We start from the raw sequence: 18967 nt of genomic DNA on the forward strand, positions 1-18967 counted from the left end.
AAATACCCATACTAAGATAGCTTAAGATTTCAAACGATATTAATTCATTCATATACTAAAGGTAGCACTGTGGGGCAAACCCGTCAGGGCTTCCTGCTCACCCGCCACTGGCGCGATACGCAGGCAGGCACCGAAGTTGAATTCTGGTTAGCCACCAATGAAGGCCCGCAGCATGTCCGGCTGCCACCTCAGCCATCGGTGGCCTTTATCCCGGCTGAACAACGGCAACGGGCTGAAACGCTGCTGCGTGATGAACGTCGCTGGGAACTGCGCCCTCTTGAGCTAACAGACTTCCATCAACGCCCCGTTTTGGGCCTGTATTGCAGCCAGCATCGCCAATTAATCCGCTTGGAAAAACTGCTCCGCGAAAGTGGCGTGAATGTGTATGAGGGTGATATACGCCCGCCTGAACGTTTTCTGATGGAACGCTTTATTACCGCGCCAGTCTGGTTCAGTGGTGACGACAACGGTAACGGCCCACTGCTCAAGACCCAAATGAAACCCGCCGATGACTACCGACCGACACTGAAGCTGCTATCACTGGATATCGAAACCAGTGAACACGGCGAGCTTTACTGTATTGGGCTCGAGGGTTGTGGCCAGCGTCAGGTCTACATGCTCGGGCCACCCAATGGGGAGACGCAAGAGGCTGCCACACTGGATTTCAATCTGGAATATGTTGCCAGCCGCCCGCTGTTACTGGAAAAACTGAATCAGTGGCTGGAACAGTATGATCCCGATGCCATTATCGGTTGGAATTTGGTGCAGTTCGATTTACGGGTATTGCAAAAGCACGCCGACCGCTATCAGATCCCGCTGCGCTTTGGCCGTGGTGGTAACCTGCTCGAATGGCGTGAACACGGTTTTAAGCAAGGGCATTTCTTCGCCTCTGCCGCTGGGCGGTTGATTATCGATGGCATTGAGGCACTCAAATCAGCCACTTGGAACTTCCCCTCTTTCAGCTTGGAATCGGTTTCCCAGACGTTACTGGGCGAAGGTAAAGCCAGTGATAATCCTTATCAGCGTATGGATGAGATCAATCATCGTTTTGCCCATGATAAGCCCGCGCTGGCTCGTTATAACCTAAAAGACTGCGAGTTGGTGACACGGATCTTTGCCAAAACTGAGCTGCTGAGCTTTTTGCTTGAGCGCTCTACCGTTACTGGGCTAGCGGCAGATCGTAGTGGTGGTTCAGTGGCGGCGTTTACTCATCTTTATCTGCCACGAATGCACCGCATCGGTTATGTCGCCCCCAACTTAGGCGAACTCCCCGAAGAGCACAGCCCCGGTGGCTTTGTGATGGATTCCCAACCCGGTTTATATGATTCGGTATTGGTGCTCGACTATAAAAGCCTGTACCCCTCGATTATCCGCACCTTTTTAATCGATCCGGTGGGATTGGTGGTAGGGATGCAGCAACCCGATGAACAACACTCTGTACCGGGTTTTCGTGGGGCTTGGTTCTCCCGCGAGAAACACTGCCTGCCCGCCATCGTTAACCAGATCTGGCAGGGAAGAGAAGCGGCGAAACGCCAACAAAATAAGCCGTTATCGCAAGCGCTGAAGATCATTATGAACGCCTTTTATGGCGTGTTAGGCTCCAGCGGATGCCGTTTTTTCGATCCGCGACTCGCCTCATCAATCACCTTGCGCGGTCATGACATCATGCGCCAAACCCGCGAATTGATTGAAGCCCAAGGCTATCAGGTGATTTATGGCGATACAGACTCAACCTTTGTCTGGCTGAAGAATGCGCATAGCGAAGAGCAGGCATCGCACATTGGTCGAGCACTGGTTCAACACGTCAATCAATGGTGGCAAAACCATATACGGCAAACCTATGATTTGCCCTGCGCCTTAGAGTTGGAATTTGAAACCCATTATCGGCGCTTTCTGATGCCTACCATTCGTGGCGCAGAGCAAGGCAGTAAAAAACGCTATGCTGGCCTTATCACTACCCCCGATGGCGATAAAATGGTCTACAAAGGGCTAGAGACAGTGCGCACGGATTGGACCCCACTGGCGCAACAATTCCAACGTGAGCTCTACCTGCTGATTTTCCAGCAACAGCCCTATCAGGACTATGTGCGCGATTATGTGGCACGCACACTGAATGGCGAGTTAGATAATCAACTGATTTACCGTAAACGCCTACGTCGACGGCTGGATGACTATCAACGCAATGTGCCACCTCATGCCAGAGCGGCCCGTTTAGCCGATGAGTTCAACCGCCAGCAAGGCCGCCCATTACAATATCAAAATGGCGGTTGGATAAACTATGTGATGACCACCGCAGGCCCAGAGCCGCTGGAAACACGCCAATCCCCTATCGATTACGATCACTATCTCACCCGCCAGCTACAACCGGTTGCTGACGCTATACTTCCTTTTATGCACGATGACTTCACCACGCTGATCACGGGTCAGATGGGGTTATTTTAATCGTCATTCCGTTGTTTTAGAGGTGACGTCGCGCTCGCCTTCCATTACCATAGCGCCCTTGCCAAAATTGCATCAATCGCACTGACAAACACGTTTTTATTCATTACTGTCAAACAAAAAATCGAGCCGATAATTTATGCCTTTTACACTTGGTCAACGCTGGATCAGCGACACAGAAAGTGAGCTTGGATTAGGTACTGTCGTTGCCATCGACGTACGCATGGTGACCTTACTGTTCCCCGCCACCGGTGAAAACCGCCTTTACGCTAGAAATGATTCGCCGATCACCCGCGTGATGTTCAATCCGGGCGATACCATCACTCACCACGAAGGCTGGCAGCTAAAAGTGGACGACGTGACACTCGAAAATGGGCTGATTACCTATATCGGCACCCGTCTAGATACAGAAGAGACGGGCGTCTCGATGCGTGAAGTTTTGCTCGATAGCAAACTGACCTTTAGCAAACCGCAGGATCGCTTATTTGCCGGCCAGATCGACCGTATGGATCGATTCGCCCTGCGTTTTCGCGCCCGTAAATATCAAAGTGAGCAATTCCGCTTAGCGTGGAGTGGCTTGCGTGGCGTCCGTGCTAGCCTGATCCCACACCAACTCCATATCGCTTATGAAGTGGGCCAGCGCCATGCACCGCGTGTCTTGCTAGCTGATGAAGTGGGTTTGGGTAAAACCATTGAAGCTGGGATGATTATTAACCAGCAATTGCTGTCTAGCCGCGCTGAGCGCGTGCTGATTGTGGTGCCAGAAAGCCTACAGCATCAGTGGCTAGTTGAAATGCTGCGCCGCTTCAACCTGCGCTTCTCTCTGTTTGATGACAGCCGTTATTCCGAATCTCTGCTCGATAGCACGAACCCATTCGAAACCGAGCAACTGGTTATCTGTTCACTGGACTTTGTGCGCCGTAATAAGCAGCGTTTGGAACAGTTAGCCGATGCCTCTTGGGATCTGCTGGTCGTCGATGAAGCGCACCATCTGGCGTGGAGTGAAGAAGCGCCAAGCCGTGAGTATCAGGTCATCGAACAATTGGCTGAAAATATTCCTGGCGTGCTGCTGCTGACCGCGACCCCTGAGCAACTCGGCCAACAGAGCCACTTTGCGCGTTTGCGTTTGCTCGATCCCGATCGCTTCCACGACTACGAAGAGTTCGTCAACGAACAGCAAAAATATCGCCCGATTGCCGACGCGGTGACGTTGCTGCTGGGTGGCGAGCGCTTAGCTGACGATAAGCTGAATTTGTTGGGTGAGTTGATGGCTGAGCAGGACATTGAGCCACTGCTGAAAGCTGCCAATAGCCAAAGTGAAGACAGTGAAGCTGCGCGCAAAGAGTTAGTTGCCATGTTGATGGACAGACACGGCACCAGCCGAATCTTGTTCCGTAACACCCGTAATGGCGTGAAAGGCTTCCCGCATCGCGTTTTGCATCAGATTAAGCTGCCATTGCCGACGCAATACCAAACGGCGATCAAAGTGTCCGGCATCATGGGCGCCAAAAAAGCGCTGGAAGCGCGCGCGAAAGATATGTTGTATCCCGAGCAAATCTATCAGGAGTTTGAAGGTGAAAACGCAACGTGGTGGAACTTTGATCCCCGCGTTGAGTGGTTGCTTAACTACCTGATTGCTCATCGTAACGAGAAAGTGTTGGTCATTTGCGCGCAAGCCGCCACCGCATTGCAGCTCGAGCAAGTGTTGCGTGAGCGCGAAGCTATCCGTGCTGCCGTGTTCCACGAAGGTTTGTCACTGATTGAACGCGACCGCGCCGCCGCCTATTTTGCTTCTGAAGAAGATGGCGCACAGGTGTTGCTGTGTTCTGAAATTGGTTCCGAAGGGCGTAACTTCCAGTTTGCCTGTCAGTTGGTGATGTTCGATTTACCTTTCAACCCTGACTTGTTGGAACAACGTATTGGCCGCTTAGACCGTATCGGCCAGAATCGCGAAATCCAAATCATGGTGCCGTATCTGGAAAATACCGCGCAGGCGGTACTGGTGCGTTGGTATCACGAAGGGTTGGATGCTTTCGAGCATACTTGCCCGACGGGCCGGACAATTTATGATGCCGGCTACCAAACACTGATTGGCTATTTGGCGACCCCGAATGAGCAAGAGGGGTTGGATGAGTTTATCCAAACTTGCCGCCAGCAACATGAAGCGCTGAAACTTCAATTGGAGCAAGGGCGTGACCGCTTACTGGAGATGCATTCCAACGGTGGCGAACATGGGCAAGAATTAGCGCAAATTATCGCGGATCAAGATAATGACGTTAACTTGGTCAGCTTTGCACTAAACCTGTTCGATATTGTCGGGATCAATCAAGAAGACCGCAGTGATAATCTGATTGTACTGACGCCATCTGACCATATGCTGGTGCCTGATTTTCCTGGGCTCCCACAAGATGGCTGCACCGTTACCTTTGATCGTGAACAAGCGCTCTCACGGGAAGATGCCCAATTTGTCAGTTGGGAGCACCCGATCATCCGTAATGGTTTGGATCTGATCCTGTCGGGTGATACTGGTAGCTGTGCTGTTTCATTATTGAAAAACAAAGCGTTACCGGTCGGGACGCTGCTGGCTGAATTAGTGTATGTGGTGGAAGCACAAGCACCGAAACACCTGCAACTGACCCGTTTCTTACCGCCGACCCCAGTGCGGATGCTGATGGACCGTAACGGCACCAATCTGGCGGCACAGGTTGAGTTTGAATCCTTTAACCGTCAGTTGAATGCGGTCAACCGTCATACCTCCAGCAAACTGGTCAATGCGGTACAGCAAGAAGTGCACACCATGTTGCAGCAAGCGGAAGCATTGGTTGAAGAGCAAGCGCGCATGCTGATTGATGCGGCTAAGCATGAAGCTGATGATAAGTTGAGCGCAGAACTGGCCCGTTTGGAAGCGCTAAAAGCGGTGAATCCTAATATTCGCGATGACGAACTCGAGGCGCTGGAACATAACCGTAAACTGGTGCTGGAAAGCCTGAATCAGGCGGGTTGGCGTTTAGACGCGATTCGTTTGGTGGTGGTCACTCACCAGTAATGTCTTAAGTGCTCAATGCAAGGTGAGAGCCGGGATAGGAAGCCCAGTTTTCACCTTGCCTTATCAGTGGTTTTTTTCAGAATAATGTCACCACCTCTTCCCTATCGCAGCAAAGCCCTTAACACCAATACGCCATAAAGTTGACCGTGGAACGATCTAAGCCACGCTCACCAATCAGATAGCGGCGTAAAACCTTCACTGTTGAAGACTCCGCGGCGACCCATGCGTAGAACGCCTTCTCGCCTTCGGCGCGTTCCCATAGCACCTCACCGCCCAAGCTATTCTCTGCCAACGATTGCCCAGCGACCTGCGCCATATCTGGGATCTGTACCGATTGACGTACCGCATCTACTAATAAACGACCGTGTGCGGCTTGCCCTTCAGTATCTCGTGGCAACCAATGTACTTGTGCAAACGGATATTGCTCAAGATTGAGGCAATCACCGGCGAGCGGCACCTCAAAAAATGCTTGAACCTGTGGGGGGCTAATCTGCAAGGCCAATTGTTCCAAAATAGCCACGGCTGCCGGCAACGCCGTCTCATCAGCAATCAATAGCGCTTGCGTCATCTGCGCGGGGGGTGACCATTCATAACCCCCGCTATCGAGTGGATATTCAGCATTCGGTGCCACGACCTGAATGGCATCGCCCGCTTTGGCATGTGTTGCCCAAGCGGATGCTGGGCCCGTTTCGCCGTGCAAAACAAACTCCACATCCATCTCATTTAGCTCGGTACGCAACGCGCGCAGAGTATAGGTGCGCATCACCGGACGTTGCGCTTTGGGTAAATCCATGTAGCTGCGATACCAGTCATCACCCTTTTCCAACTGCGGGATCTGTCCGTCTTCTGCTGGGAATAACAATTTGATCCGCTGATCGGGCGCCTCAAGTTTCATGCGATTAACTTCTGCCCCTTCAAAGACACAACGCATCAATGAAGGTGATACATTTTCTTTTGACTTCAATCTGATATCAAAAATTCGGTAGCTTGACGAGCCGGACATTTTCGTTACTCTCCTACGGAATGGATTGTTTCTTGATGCTGGCACCAGAGCCAACCACTGACCGCGCTCAACAGAACGGCCATCAACAAAGCCGCTGCGATGAGGTATGACTCACCGTAAAGTTTGGCCACAATCGGGACCATTAACGCGCTCATGCCATAACCTAGTGTATGACTGGTTGCTATCACGCCTGAACCTTTTCCCGTGGACAACTTGTCATTCAGCATTAATTGATAACCCGGTGTCGCCATGGCAGCACCAAAAGAGGTTAATGCACACCCCGCATAGAACAATAGCAATGGTTGAGCACACATTAACCCTAAGCCAAGCACCATCAATAAGGCAGCCATCAGTAATAACTGAGGTGCCGTAAAGCGCTGTGGGCGCACCACTAAAAACTGGGCTAATAAAGTACAGCCCGCCGCCACACTCAAGAGAATAGCAACATGTTGGCTAACTGCAGTTGCCGAATCACGGAATAATAGGCTCAGATGGGGTGCCAATCCAAGCTGCATCAGGCTCACTATTGCTGCCAGTAATAGTGCACAGACTAAATAAGGTAGCATACTGATGCGTAAGCGATTTTGTTGATGCGCCATAGGGGGTAACGGTGGGTCATTATATTGGAAACTGACCACGATCAGTGCGATCAACGGGGATATCGCCATCAACCACAAAGGCGCCATTGGGTGTATCAAGAGAGCCGCCGCCGCACATAACGGCCCCAGTAGACGGCCACAACTCAAGCCTGAACTGATTGTCGCCAGCGCAGCCATGCGTTGTTCATATCCAGCGCGCTGTAAAGCCCAAGTCTGGCAGGCGGGGACCATACCAGAGACCGTCAGGCCGTAAATAATACGCGCCACAACCAGCCCCCCCAGTCCTATCATTTCAGTTAGCCACCCCGTTGCCAGCCCCCAAACCGCTAACGCGAGCAGGGCAAAACTCAGTAAATAGCCCGCCAACGCCATGATGACGACAAATTTACACCCACGAATCTCCGATTGGCGTCCCCACCACGGCGACCCGACCAGAAATAGCATTGAACCCAGGGTCAGCAAACCGGCCCAAACCGACAGTGATAGGTGAGTTTTGCTGACTAATATTGGCAGCACCACCAATAAGCCATTTTGCCCAATACCTAACAGCCCAGCGCAAAAGGCTAATGGCCAGTTGGAAGAAAGCCTTAAGTTTGAACCTGTATTAGGTTGCGAGGAAGTCTGCATCAAAAGTTAATTAACCGTTAATAACATTAGTGATTTTGGGGAATTCAATTAAAAAATTGTATCATGTTTATTATTGATAATGGTAACGAATATTGATATAAGAATCGTTCTCATTTGTGCTAAAGAAGATTCGGGATCATGACTATCCAGTTAGAAGCCGCGACAACCAATGTGGCTGCGCAATGTTTCCTCAACGCCCTGATACGTGAAACTAGGGATTGGCAAATACTTCCAGCAGCAAACAACCAGCAGTATCCGCAGATTTATATCCCCATTTCCTCTTCACAAGCAATCCGCATTGCTTTGCGGCATATTTCTCCGACGCAACATCATCACTATCTTTTCCCCGCTTATCTGCATCAGCAAGATGGCGGTGTCAGTGTGCCAATTAGCGTGGAACAGCTTGTGACCTTATTGCTGGAGAAACCTGCGGTAAAAGGGGAACTCTCGCAAGAGGTTATTGCGCGTTTTCGTCAACGGGTGCTGGAAAGTCATGACAACACTCAAAAAGCCATCAATTTGCGTCTTGATTGGTCCTCGCTGCGTGATAAACCACTCAACTTCGCCCAAGCGGAACAAGGGTTATTGGTCGGTCATGCCTTCCACCCAGCACCAAAATCCCATGAACCCTTCGATGAAAAACAAGCTCGCCGCTACCTGCCTGACTACGCTGCCCGTTTCCCTCTACGCTGGTTTGCTGTTGATAGACGCTATGTGTGTGGTGAAAGCCTTAATCTGACACTGCAACAGCGGCTGCAACGGTTTGCGAGTGAAAGCGCACCGCAATTGTTATCACACTTTACCGATGATGTTTGGCTGTTACCGATGCATCCTTGGCAAGCCAGTCATTTGCTGGCGCAGGATTGGTGCCAACAGTTAGTGCAACAAGGCCGATTACACGATTTGGGCGAAGCGGGTGAACGTTGGTTGTCCACCAGTTCCTCCCGTTCGCTCTATAGCCCATCGAACCGCGACATGATTAAGTTTTCACTCAGTGTGCGCCTCACCAATTCAGTGCGAACTCTCTCAGTGAAAGAAGCCAAACGCGGTATTCGTCTGGCACGACTCGCGCAGACCTCACGGTGGCAATCGCTGCAAGCACGTTACCCGACTTTCCGTGTGATGCAGGAAGATGGCTGGGCGGGGTTGCGTTCACCAGAGGGGGTGATTCAGGAAGAGAGCTTAATGGTACTGCGCGATAATCTGCTGTTCAGCCAACCGGATAATCAAACCAATGTCTTAGTGACGTTGACGCAGGCCGCGCCTGATGGCGGCGACAGCCTGTTGGTTTGCGCAGTTCGTCGTTTGGCCGCGCGCTTGAACCTTCCCTTACAGCAAGCAGCCCATTGCTGGCTAGATGCCTATTGCCAACATGTCTTGCTGCCATTATTCAGTACCGAGGCTGACTACGGGCTGGTGCTGCTCGCGCATCAACAAAATATTCTGGTGGAAATGCAGCAAGATTTGCCTGTTGGCATGCTGTATCGCGACTGCCAAGGCAGCGGATTTACCCGTGATGCTGCGTCATGGCTGGAAGAAATTGGCGAGGCCAATGCCGAAAACCGTTTCAGCGAGCAACAGCTACTGCGATATTTCCCGTATTACCTGCTAGTCAATTCGAGTCTCGCGGTGACAGCAGCACTGGCGGCGGCCAATCTCGACAGCGAAGAAAACCTGATGGCACGCGTACGCGTGGCACTGCACGGTCTACGCCTAAACGCTAAAAACACGCTGTGTCTGGATTACGTTCTCGACAGTTCGCACTGGAATTGCAAAGGCAACTTCTTCTGTTATCTGCACGACCACAATGAAAACACGATCGTTGATCCGGCTGTGATCTACTTTGATTTCGCCAATCCCTTTCACTTCGCCGCTCACCGCGATGTCGCGTCTCAACAGTGCGAAGAGGCTGTCCAATGAAACCTTGCGCTAAATTAATGCACGCTAATGGCGGTTTTCGCTGCGAATACCTGCAAAAAAATCTCATCCTCGGTTTCGGGCTCGATGGCAGCGCGGTATTACCGCTTCCAGGAAGGTTGCCTGAAGGTTGGTTGGTACAAGCCCTCGATCAATTATTCGTCGCCGCCCCGTCATTAACCGGAATAGCCTTACCCTATACCCAGTGGCGTGAAGAGCCACAAGCACGAGCACTCTTTGCGTTAGCCAGCGGTGACTATCTAGCCCGTGAACAGTTTTATCAGCTACCGCTGTGGTTGGGGGCAGATCGCAATCAGGCTTCGGCTCAAATGTCCTCTTCAGCTCAAATGCTGTATGACACGGAACGTGATATCTGGTTCCCGCAGCGACCTAGCCGCCCTAACGGAGAAGTCTATCGCCGCTTTGACCCACAAATTAAGCATACACTCAGTTTCCGCTTGCCAGAGATAGAGCGTGATGCCGAGCAGTTTACCCGCTGGATGAACTCACCGCGCGTAGATGCTTTTTGGGAGATGAGCGGCCCGCTAGAGGTACAGGCAGCTTATTTACAACGTCAGTTAGACTCGAGCTATTGCTACCCATTACTGGGTTGTTTTGACGATCAACCCTTTGGTTATTTTGAAGTTTATTGGGCAGCGGAAGATAGAATTGGCCGCCATTACCGCTGGCAGCCTTTCGACCGTGGGCTGCATATGTTAGTGGGCGAAGAGTGCTGGCGCGGAGCGCAATACATTCGCAGTTGGTTACGCGGCCTAACGCATTACTTGTACCTGGATGAACCTCGTACTGCCCGCGTGGTTGCTGAACCGCGCGCAGATAATCAGCGTTTGTTCCGTCACCTGCCTGCTGCGGGTTATCACACGATGAAAGAGTTTGATTTCCCGCATAAGCGCTCGCGTCTGGTCGTCAATCAGCGCGTAGATTTCTTCCGAGAGGGGGCGCTATGATCAGCAACGATTATACCGACTGGGCGCGAGTAAACCGCCAGATGATCGCCAAGATCCTAGCCGAGCTGGAGTACGAGCGCACACTCTGTGCTGAGCCTCAAGGAGAAGCATGGCGCATCGCCTTGCCGGAAGCGGTTTACACCTTTAACGCCAATCGCGGTATTTGGGGCTGGCTGCATATCGAGCCGTCCTCGTTACATTGCGAAGGTGCCCCGCTGGCTGCGGACCATTTGCTACGCCAACTCGCTCAGGTTCTGGCAATGGATGACGCTCAAATTGCAGAGCATTTAGAGGATTTATACGCCACGCTGCGCGGCGATATGCAGTTGCTCTCTGCTCGTCACGGTATGAGTGCAGAGGATTTAATAGCCCTTGATGCTGATGCGCTGCAATGTCTGCTTTCCGGCCACCCGAAATTTATCTTCAACAAAGGCCGCCGTGGGTGGGGGTTAAGCGCCCTGCAACAATATGCACCCGAATATCAGGGTCAATTCCGCCTACATTGGCTGGCGGCGAAACGTGGCAGTTTTGTGTGGTGTGCAGATGCCAATCTCGCGCTGGATACGTTGCTCAACAGCGCCATGTCCCATGCTGAACGTCGCCGCTTTGAGTCCCGCTGGCACGAATTACAGTTGAGTGATGATTGGATTCCCGTGCCGCTGCATCCTTGGCAATGGCAGCAAAAAGTTGCCCTGCACTTCCTGCCACAGTTGGCAGACGGGGAGTTGGTCGAACTGGGTGAGTTTGGCGATCACTATTTGGCGCAGCAATCATTGCGCACGCTAACGAATGTCAGCCGCCGTGTGCCCTATGATATCAAACTCCCTCTCACCATCTACAACACCTCCTGCTATCGAGGTATCCCCGGCAAGTACATCAGTGCTGGTCCGGCAGCTTCGCGTTGGTTGCAGCAGATTTTTGCGCAGGACAGTACGCTGCGTGAAAGCGGTGCCGAAATTCTCGGCGAGCCAGCGGCCGGTTATATGGCGCATCAAACTTATGCCTCATTGGGTAAAGCGCCGTATCGCTATCAGGAAATGCTTGGCGTTATCTGGCGTGAGAATCCGTCCTGCTACTTACAAACGGGTGAACACGCCATTTTAATGGCGACGCTGATGGAAACCGATAATCAGGGCCATCCGTTGATCGCGGCCTATATTGCAAAATCAGGGCTAGATGCTGAGGCTTGGCTAACGCAGATGTTCCGCGTGGTGGTAGTGCCGATGTACCACCTGATGTGCCGTTATGGTGTCGCACTGATTGCCCACGGCCAAAACATCACCCTGGTGATGAAAAACAATGTCCCGCAACGCATCTTATTGAAAGATTTCCAAGGTGATATGCGTCTGGTGGATGAGGATTTTGTGCAAGCAGCCTCCCTGCCGAAAATAGTCAAAGACGTGACCGCTCGCTTACCTGCCGACTATCTGATTCATGACCTACAGACGGGGCATTTCGTGACTGTGTTGAGATTTATCTCACCCCTGATGCAGGCTTTCGGTATCAGTGAGCATCGGTTTTATCAACTGCTGGCGCAGGTGTTGTCGCGGTATATGGCGCAACATCCAGACATGGCAGACCGTTTCACGTTATTCAATTTATTCAAACCCCGCATTATTCGTGTGGTTCTCAATCCGGTGAAACTCACCTATTCAGAGCAAGACGGCGGCAACCGCATGCTACCGAACTACTTGCAAGATCTGGACAACCCTCTCTTTTTGGTCACCAAGGAACTCGCCCAATGAATCAGACGCTAGATTTCATCGGCATTGGCATCGGTCCATTTAACCTCAGTATTGCTGCACTCGGCAGTGAAGTACCCGGTTTTAACTGCAAATTCTTTGAGCGTAAACCGCACTTTTCTTGGCACCCCGGCATGATGGTGCCGGACTGCCATATGCAAACCAGCTTTCTGAAGGATTTAGTCAGCGCAGTTTCGCCGACTAATCCGTACAGTTTCCTTAACTATTTGGTGCAGCGTAAAAAATTCTACCGATTCTTAACCACCGAACACCGCACCGTGTCACGCGAGGAGTTTGCTGACTATCTCAGTTGGGCGGCCAACGACATGAGTTCATTGGCGTTCAATCAGGATATTCAGAGTGTGGATTTTGACGATACAAAGGGCCATTTTGTCGTCACCACACCACGCAAAGTCTACCATGCACGCCATGTTTGCTTGGGTATCGGCAAACGCATTAAATTGCCGGCCTGCGTGACAGAACAAAATGACCGCTGCTTCCACGCCAGTGAAATGGCATTGCGCAAGCCAGATCTGGCGGGCAAGCGTGTCACTATCATTGGTGGAGGCCAGAGTGGCGCGGACTTGTTCCTGAACATTTTTCGCGGCGAATGGGGCCAACCGCAAGAACTGAACTGGATTTCGCGCCGTAATAACTACAACGCGCTGGATGAAGCCGCTTTTGCTAATGAATATTTTACGCCGGAATACGTAGAAGGTTTCTATGGGCTGAACGACAGCGCCAAGCAACACATGCTGGCTGAGCAAAAAATGACATCTGACGGCATTACCAGTGAGTCACTACTGGCTATCTACCGAGCGATGTATCACCAGTTTGAAGTATTACGTGAGCGCCCTTGGGCAAGTTTATTACCGAGCCGTTCACTCACCGCTATCCATTCGCAAGGCAGCGGTTACCAGCTAGTCACTCAACATCATCTCGATCAGGGCAAAGAAACCTTCGATACCGATATCGTGATCTTCGCGACCGGTTATCAGGAGGACCGTCCCGCGTTCCTTGAGCCGATGGCTAAGCGCCTGACCATGACGGCCAACTACCAATACCGTGTTGCCCCTGACTTTACCCTCGATTGGCGAGGCCCACGGGATAACTGCCTGTTTGCCGTCAACATGGGTATGCACAGTCATGGGATCGCGGAGCCTCAGCTTAGCCTGATGGCTTGGCGATCAGCTCGGATCCTCAATCGTGCTTTAGGGCGTGAGCAGTTTGATTTAGCACCGACTCCGGCGTTGATTCAGTGGCGTAGTCAGCAAACGGGGGCGACAACCCGCGCTGAAAGCATCCTGACATCAAATTTGAAGCCGCAGAGCTGCTAGCTTCCCACCCGACAGGGGAGGATAGGAACACCCGGTTTAAGCCAACTTTGCGTTTTACTACCACATCAATATAACGATATAGGAATACAGGAAATTATAATGAAGCACCTCTGGGTAATAAATTCGTGTCTGCTCACCATGCTCACCCCCGCCGCTTGGGCAGAAGATCAAATGGTGGTTTCCGCCAGCCGTACACACCGCAGTGTGACTGAAATGGCGCAAACAACTTGGGTGATTGAAGGCGCTGAACTCGAACAGCAGGTTCAGGCGGGTAAAGAGCTTAAAGATATCCTCGCGCAGTTGATTCCAGGCATGGATGTCAGCAGTCAGGGCCGAACGAACTACGGGATGAACATGCGTGGCCGTTCAATGATGGTGATGGTAGATGGCGTTCGCCTAAACTCCTCGCGCAGTGACAGCCGCCAGCTCGATTCGATTGATCCATTCAATATTGGGCATATTGAGGTTATCTCCGGTGCCACCTCTCTTTACGGTGGTGGTAGTACCGGCGGCCTGATCAATATCGTGACCAAAAAAGGCCAAGCTGAAAAACAGGTTGAATTACAGATTGGAGGCAAAACGGGGTTCAATAGTAGTCATGACCATGATGAGAATATCGCCGCAGCGGTGAGTGGTGGCACAGAACAAGCCTTCGGGCGGTTCTCAGTGTCTTATCAGCGCTATGGCGGTTGGTATGACGGTAAAGGCAATGAAGTCTTAATCGATAACACTCAGACTGGCTTGCAGTTTTCTAACCGTTTAGACGTGATGGGCAGTGGCACATACAATATTGATGACCACCAGCAGCTACAATTGACCGCTCAGTATTTCAACAGTGAGTCCGACGGTAAACACGGGTTGTATTTGGGGCAAAATTTCTCGGCAGTCACGGGGACAGGAACAGCGTCAAACAGCTCAAGTCTGAACTCAGATCGTATTCCGGGTACAGAACGCCATCTTATCAATCTGCAGTACTCCAACACGGATCTGTGGGGGCAAGATTTAGTGGCTCAGGTATTTTATCGCGATGAGTCACTGACCTTTTATCCTTTCCCAACGCTGAACAAAGCCGGTACAGCGGTAACCAGCATTGGTGCATCCCAGCAGAAAACTGATTTTTATGGCACTAAACTGACACTCAACAGCAAACCTATCGACAGTTTGACGCTGACATACGGTGTCGATTTGGAACATGAAAGTTTCAATGCCAATCAACAGTTCTTTAATTTGGCGCAAGCCCAGCAATCTGGCGGCATGACGTTAGTCAATGCCTACAACGTGGGCCGCTATCCAAGTTACACCACCACGAATGTGGCACCATTCCTGCAAACGAGCTACGACATCAACCCGATCTTCACCCTGAGCGGTGGGGTCCGTTATCAATATACCGAGAACAAAGTGGATGATTTCGTGGCCTATGCGCAGCAACAAGCCATTGCGCAAGGCACTGCGACCTCGGCAGATGCGGTTCCCGGCGGGAAAACCGATTACAACAACTTCCTGTTTAATGCCGGTTTACTGGCCCACCTGACAGAAAGCCAACAGACTTGGGTTAATTTCTCACAAGGATTTGAGATCCCTGACTTGGCGAAATATTACGGTTCAGGTAGCTATACGTTGGTCAATGGCCACTACCAGTTACAAAACAGTGTCAACGTTAATGACTCCAAGCTGGAAGGCATCAAGGTTAATGCTTATGAACTGGGTTGGCGCTATACCGGTGATAACTTACGCACTCAAATCGCAGGTTATTACTCAGTTTCTGACCAAACCATTTCAATCAACAAAACCGATATGACCATCAATGTGTTGCCGGATAAGCGCCGTATCTACGGGGTTGAAGGCGCTGCTGATTACGTTTTCGACGATAGCGAGTGGAGTACCGGCGGTACCTTTAACCTGATCAAATCTGAAACCCAAACTGACGGTAAATGGCAGAAGTTGACGGTCGACACCGCCAGCCCATCTAAAGCCACCGCCTATGTTGGCTGGGCACCGGGTGACTGGGAGCTACGCGTGCAGACCCAACAAACTTTCGATGTCTCTGACAGTAAGGGCCGTAAGATCAACGGTTACAACACCATTGATGCCATGAGTAGCTACACCTTGCCAGTGGGGAAAGTCACTTTCAGCATCGAAAATCTGCTGGATAAAGACTACACCACGGTTTGGGGACAACGTGCACCGATTCTGTATAGCCCAACCTACGGCGCACCGGACCTCTATACCTATAAAGGTCGTGGCCGTACCTTTGCAGTGAACTATTCCGTGCTGTTCTGATAGGAAGCGTTTTACTCAAAAAGTAACGCGGTAATACGACGCTGGGCATGAATCTGCTGTTTCCATCATATTGTTGCAAGCGATATGACTGACAGCCGCTTCTTGCCCAGTTTTCTTTTCTGCGTCGAGAATAAAATGCCCATTTTTTGCTATTATGGCCTCCAATTTTTCAATGGCGTTGGAAAGCCTCATCAGTAGCGGGTAGAAATAGATGAATTTGATCGTGTTGTATCAAGATGAACACATCATGGTGGTCAATAAGCCCAGCGGGTTGCTTTCCGTTCCGGGTCGCGCACCCGAGAATAAAGACAGCGTGATGACGCGCATTCAAGCCGATTTTCCAAGCGCAGAATCTGTTCATCGGTTAGATATGGCCACCAGTGGTGTGATTATCGTGGCGTTGACCAAGGCGGCTGAGCGCGAACTTAAGCGACAATTTCGTGAGCGTGAGCCGAAAAAAACGTATATCGCACGCGTATGGGGCCATTTAGCACAAGATGAGGGGTTGGTAGATTTGCCTTTAATCTGTGACTGGCCCAATAGGCCAAAGCAGAAAGTCTGCTATGAAACCGGTAAATCAGCACAGACAGAGTATTTGGTCCTCTCACGTGATGCCGATGGCAGTACCCGAGTGAAGTTATCGCCTATTACGGGCCGCTCGCATCAATTACGCGTTCATATGCTGGCGATGGGGCATCCGATTCTGGGTGATGGTTTCTATGCTCATCCAGAGGCGAAAGCGATGGCATCGAGATTACAGCTCCATGCGCAGGAATTATGCATTACTCATCCAGAATTTGGGACAGCTATGCATTTTAAATGCGAAGCGGAATTTTGATATTTATTCGTAGAATAAGTTGTAGTTAAATTGTGTTTCACTCTTTTAATTAAGTGATTAAATATTAGAGTGGAATATAATTAAGAATGTAAAACAACAACAAAATAGTTTGCCAGATAATAATAGTCCATCAATCACCACTGAAATGAAGGAATATTATGATGTCTATCACCGATAATTGTTCTTTAAATACAGATAAAAACATTACTCATCAAGGCAAAAAAATAAGAAGTCATATACACCGATTTAATGAAAATAATGTCGCGGCATTATCAGGGTATTCGGTCAGTATCAATACCAGTACGCAAAACTGGCATTCTACAAAAACCACAACATTAGCGGTTAGAAAATCCGCTACCAAACAAGCAGTTGAATCAGAACATATTTCCATCGTTCCTAAAAGTGGAACATCAGGAAAGGATAGCGACATCACGTTTTACTTGCCCAAAAAAATAGGCAACTATCGTGCGGAGATTTCTAACTTTAAGCCGATTAAAATAGCAGCTCAGTCGAAATATTCCTTTGATTTCAAAGCAACTTCTCTGCCTAAAGATCTGATTCTATTTCAGGTTAGAGAACTGGGCGGCAGTATGAAAACATTAGGCGGTGATCGCCCTCCTTTTTCGTTACATATTAAACAAGATGGTACGCTTGTTTCAACCATTAACACCGTCAATCAACATCTTGTTTCTGCTGATGCTGAAAGCCCTCTTTATCAAAATGAAAATGTTGTAATAGAGAAAATTGAATTAGGCCAATATTATCATTTCGAACTTGAGATGGTGATGCACAGAGATCAGCCTCTCATCAAGATTGCCATTGATAATAATGAGGTATATCGGCGAGATATTCCTTTTGGTGCCTCAGATTCAAAAACATTTTATAGCAAGCTTGGCGCTTACGTTCCGCAACAAAAAAAGGCAGAAGGAATTAATGACTCTCAAGTCAGTTTCGATAATATTTACGAAGCCCATCACGAATACCCTCACTCAACCCTAGCCACAGAAAATGATGTTTGTTTGGCTCATTCAGCAACACATCATTCATTGCCTGATGCTATGGCGGCATTCACTGCCAATCAAGCAGACATGGTCAGTATGGCGGAGCAAAGTGCGGGGAAAATCTTACAGGCTCTCGCCACAACAATAATGACAACACCTCAACTACTTTAACGATTATCGTTCTGGCAACCATGTGAGATAAAAGTAAAAAATGCCTGATCACAGGCATTTTTTTAATGCAGCCAAGCTCGCTTACTTAAATCCTTTCTCACGCTTAATCAAATCATACGCAGCTTGGATCTCTTGGGCTTTCTGTTTCGCCATCTCCATCATTTCTGGCGGCAAGCCTTTTGCCACCAACTTATCAGGATGGTGCTCCCCCATTAACTTACGGTAAGCACGCTTAATGACCACACTATCATCCGTGCTATTAACTCCGAGCACTTTGCAGGCGTCTTCCATCGTCGGGCCATTCGAGGCTTGCTGGTAACCCCCTCGAGAGTATCCCCCCTGCTGCCCCTGCCACCCACCGTGACCGCCAAACTGACGACCGCCTTCAATCATGCTCAGAAACTGGTCAAATTGACCGCGCGAGATCCCCAGCTCTTCAGCAATGACATACAACACTTGGCGCTCATTGGGATGCAATGACCCATCAGCAAATGCTGCCTGCAACTGAATTTCCAGAAACATCCTAATTAAATCAAAGCGGCCGAAACAAACGCTACGTAATTCCTGCAATCTTTCACGTAACGGAAAACCACTCTCTTTACCCTCACGAAACGCTTGTTGCGCCGCCGTTCGGGCCTCACCATGCAATTGCATTCGATCCATCAATTGGCTGGCAAGCTGAATATCAACCTCCGTCACCCGCCCTTTGGCCTTGGTCAAATGCCCCATCACCTGAAAAGTGGCGCGGAAAAAAATGAATTGTCGTGTTTGTTGATCGGCAAAATAGCCGCGGCGCTTCGTGCTTCGCACCCTGTCGACCATATGGCCGACAAGCAACCCCAGTACCACACCCCAGAAACCAGTACCTGACATTAAGCCCAATACCAGACCGAGCAGTTTTCCCCAATACTGCATATACTCCTCAATTCATCATGCCGTCAGTCAAAATTTGCATTATCATACTCGGCATTCAGCTCAGCGCCTAACGGCGAGACGTGT

At 50.3% G+C, this 18967-nt stretch carries 12 protein-coding genes; 9 read left to right on the forward strand and 3 right to left on the reverse strand.

Annotation, left to right across the window (positions count from 1 at the left end):
• Positions 1 to 69: 69 nt before the first annotated feature.
• Together BN68_RS10410 and rapA are read left to right on the forward strand one after the other, a co-directional pair.
• Complete coding sequence (locus tag BN68_RS10410) at positions 70 to 2442, forward strand: DNA polymerase II (protein WP_019211107.1); 2373 nt, start codon at positions 70 to 72, stop codon at positions 2440 to 2442.
• A gap of 136 nt (positions 2443 to 2578) precedes the next feature.
• A complete protein-coding gene (gene rapA / locus BN68_RS10415) occupies positions 2579 to 5485 on the forward strand; it encodes an RNA polymerase-associated protein RapA (RefSeq protein WP_019211108.1) in 2907 nt (968 codons plus the stop codon).
• A gap of 118 nt (positions 5486 to 5603) precedes the next feature.
• On the opposite strand, the gene BN68_RS10420 is transcribed toward rapA, so the two are convergent.
• Both BN68_RS10420 and BN68_RS10425 read right to left on the reverse strand, forming a co-directional pair.
• On the reverse strand, positions 5604 to 6488 hold the full coding sequence (locus tag BN68_RS10420) for a siderophore-interacting protein (RefSeq protein ID WP_019211109.1): 885 nt from the start codon (positions 6486 to 6488) through the stop codon (positions 5604 to 5606).
• Positions 6489 to 6493: 5 nt separating this feature from the next.
• Complete coding sequence (locus tag BN68_RS10425) at positions 6494 to 7714, reverse strand: MFS transporter (protein ID WP_019211110.1); 1221 nt, start codon at positions 7712 to 7714, stop codon at positions 6494 to 6496.
• A gap of 138 nt (positions 7715 to 7852) precedes the next feature.
• On the opposite strand from BN68_RS10425, the gene BN68_RS10430 reads away from it, so the two are divergent.
• From BN68_RS10430 to BN68_RS10460, 7 genes are all read left to right on the forward strand, one after another.
• On the forward strand, positions 7853 to 9634 hold the full coding sequence (locus tag BN68_RS10430) for an IucA/IucC family protein (RefSeq protein ID WP_019211111.1): 1782 nt from the start codon (positions 7853 to 7855) through the stop codon (positions 9632 to 9634).
• Entirely contained in the window at positions 9631 to 10599 is a 969-nt protein-coding gene (locus tag BN68_RS10435) for a GNAT family N-acetyltransferase (RefSeq protein ID WP_019211112.1), read from the forward strand. Before BN68_RS10430 ends, BN68_RS10435 begins: the two co-directional genes overlap by 4 nt.
• A complete protein-coding gene (gene iucC, locus BN68_RS10440; RefSeq protein WP_019211113.1) occupies positions 10596 to 12344 on the forward strand; it encodes an IucA/IucC family protein in 1749 nt (582 codons plus the stop codon). The genes BN68_RS10435 and iucC overlap by 4 nt, the downstream gene beginning before the upstream one ends.
• On the forward strand, positions 12341 to 13678 hold the full coding sequence (locus BN68_RS10445; RefSeq protein ID WP_019211114.1) for a lysine N(6)-hydroxylase/L-ornithine N(5)-oxygenase family protein: 1338 nt from the start codon (positions 12341 to 12343) through the stop codon (positions 13676 to 13678). Before iucC ends, BN68_RS10445 begins: the two co-directional genes overlap by 4 nt.
• Positions 13679 to 13777: 99 nt before the next feature.
• Complete coding sequence (locus BN68_RS10450; protein WP_019211115.1) at positions 13778 to 15958, forward strand: TonB-dependent siderophore receptor; 2181 nt, start codon at positions 13778 to 13780, stop codon at positions 15956 to 15958.
• A gap of 217 nt (positions 15959 to 16175) precedes the next feature.
• On the forward strand, positions 16176 to 16796 hold the full coding sequence (rluA, locus tag BN68_RS10455) for a bifunctional tRNA pseudouridine(32) synthase/23S rRNA pseudouridine(746) synthase RluA (protein WP_042806697.1): 621 nt from the start codon (positions 16176 to 16178) through the stop codon (positions 16794 to 16796).
• A gap of 161 nt (positions 16797 to 16957) precedes the next feature.
• On the forward strand, positions 16958 to 17968 hold the full coding sequence (locus tag BN68_RS10460) for a hypothetical protein (protein ID WP_019211117.1): 1011 nt from the start codon (positions 16958 to 16960) through the stop codon (positions 17966 to 17968).
• A gap of 81 nt (positions 17969 to 18049) precedes the next feature.
• On the opposite strand, the gene djlA is transcribed toward BN68_RS10460, so the two are convergent.
• Positions 18050 to 18883 carry a co-chaperone DjlA gene (gene djlA, locus BN68_RS10465; RefSeq protein WP_019211118.1) on the reverse strand — a complete coding sequence of 278 codons (834 nt, stop codon included), beginning with the start codon at positions 18881 to 18883 and terminating at the stop codon, positions 18050 to 18052.
• Between the last annotated feature and the right edge of the window lie 84 nt (positions 18884 to 18967).

The organism is Yersinia massiliensis CCUG 53443 (assembly GCF_000312485.1).
GTDB classification, from domain to species: domain Bacteria; phylum Pseudomonadota; class Gammaproteobacteria; order Enterobacterales; family Enterobacteriaceae; genus Yersinia; species Yersinia massiliensis.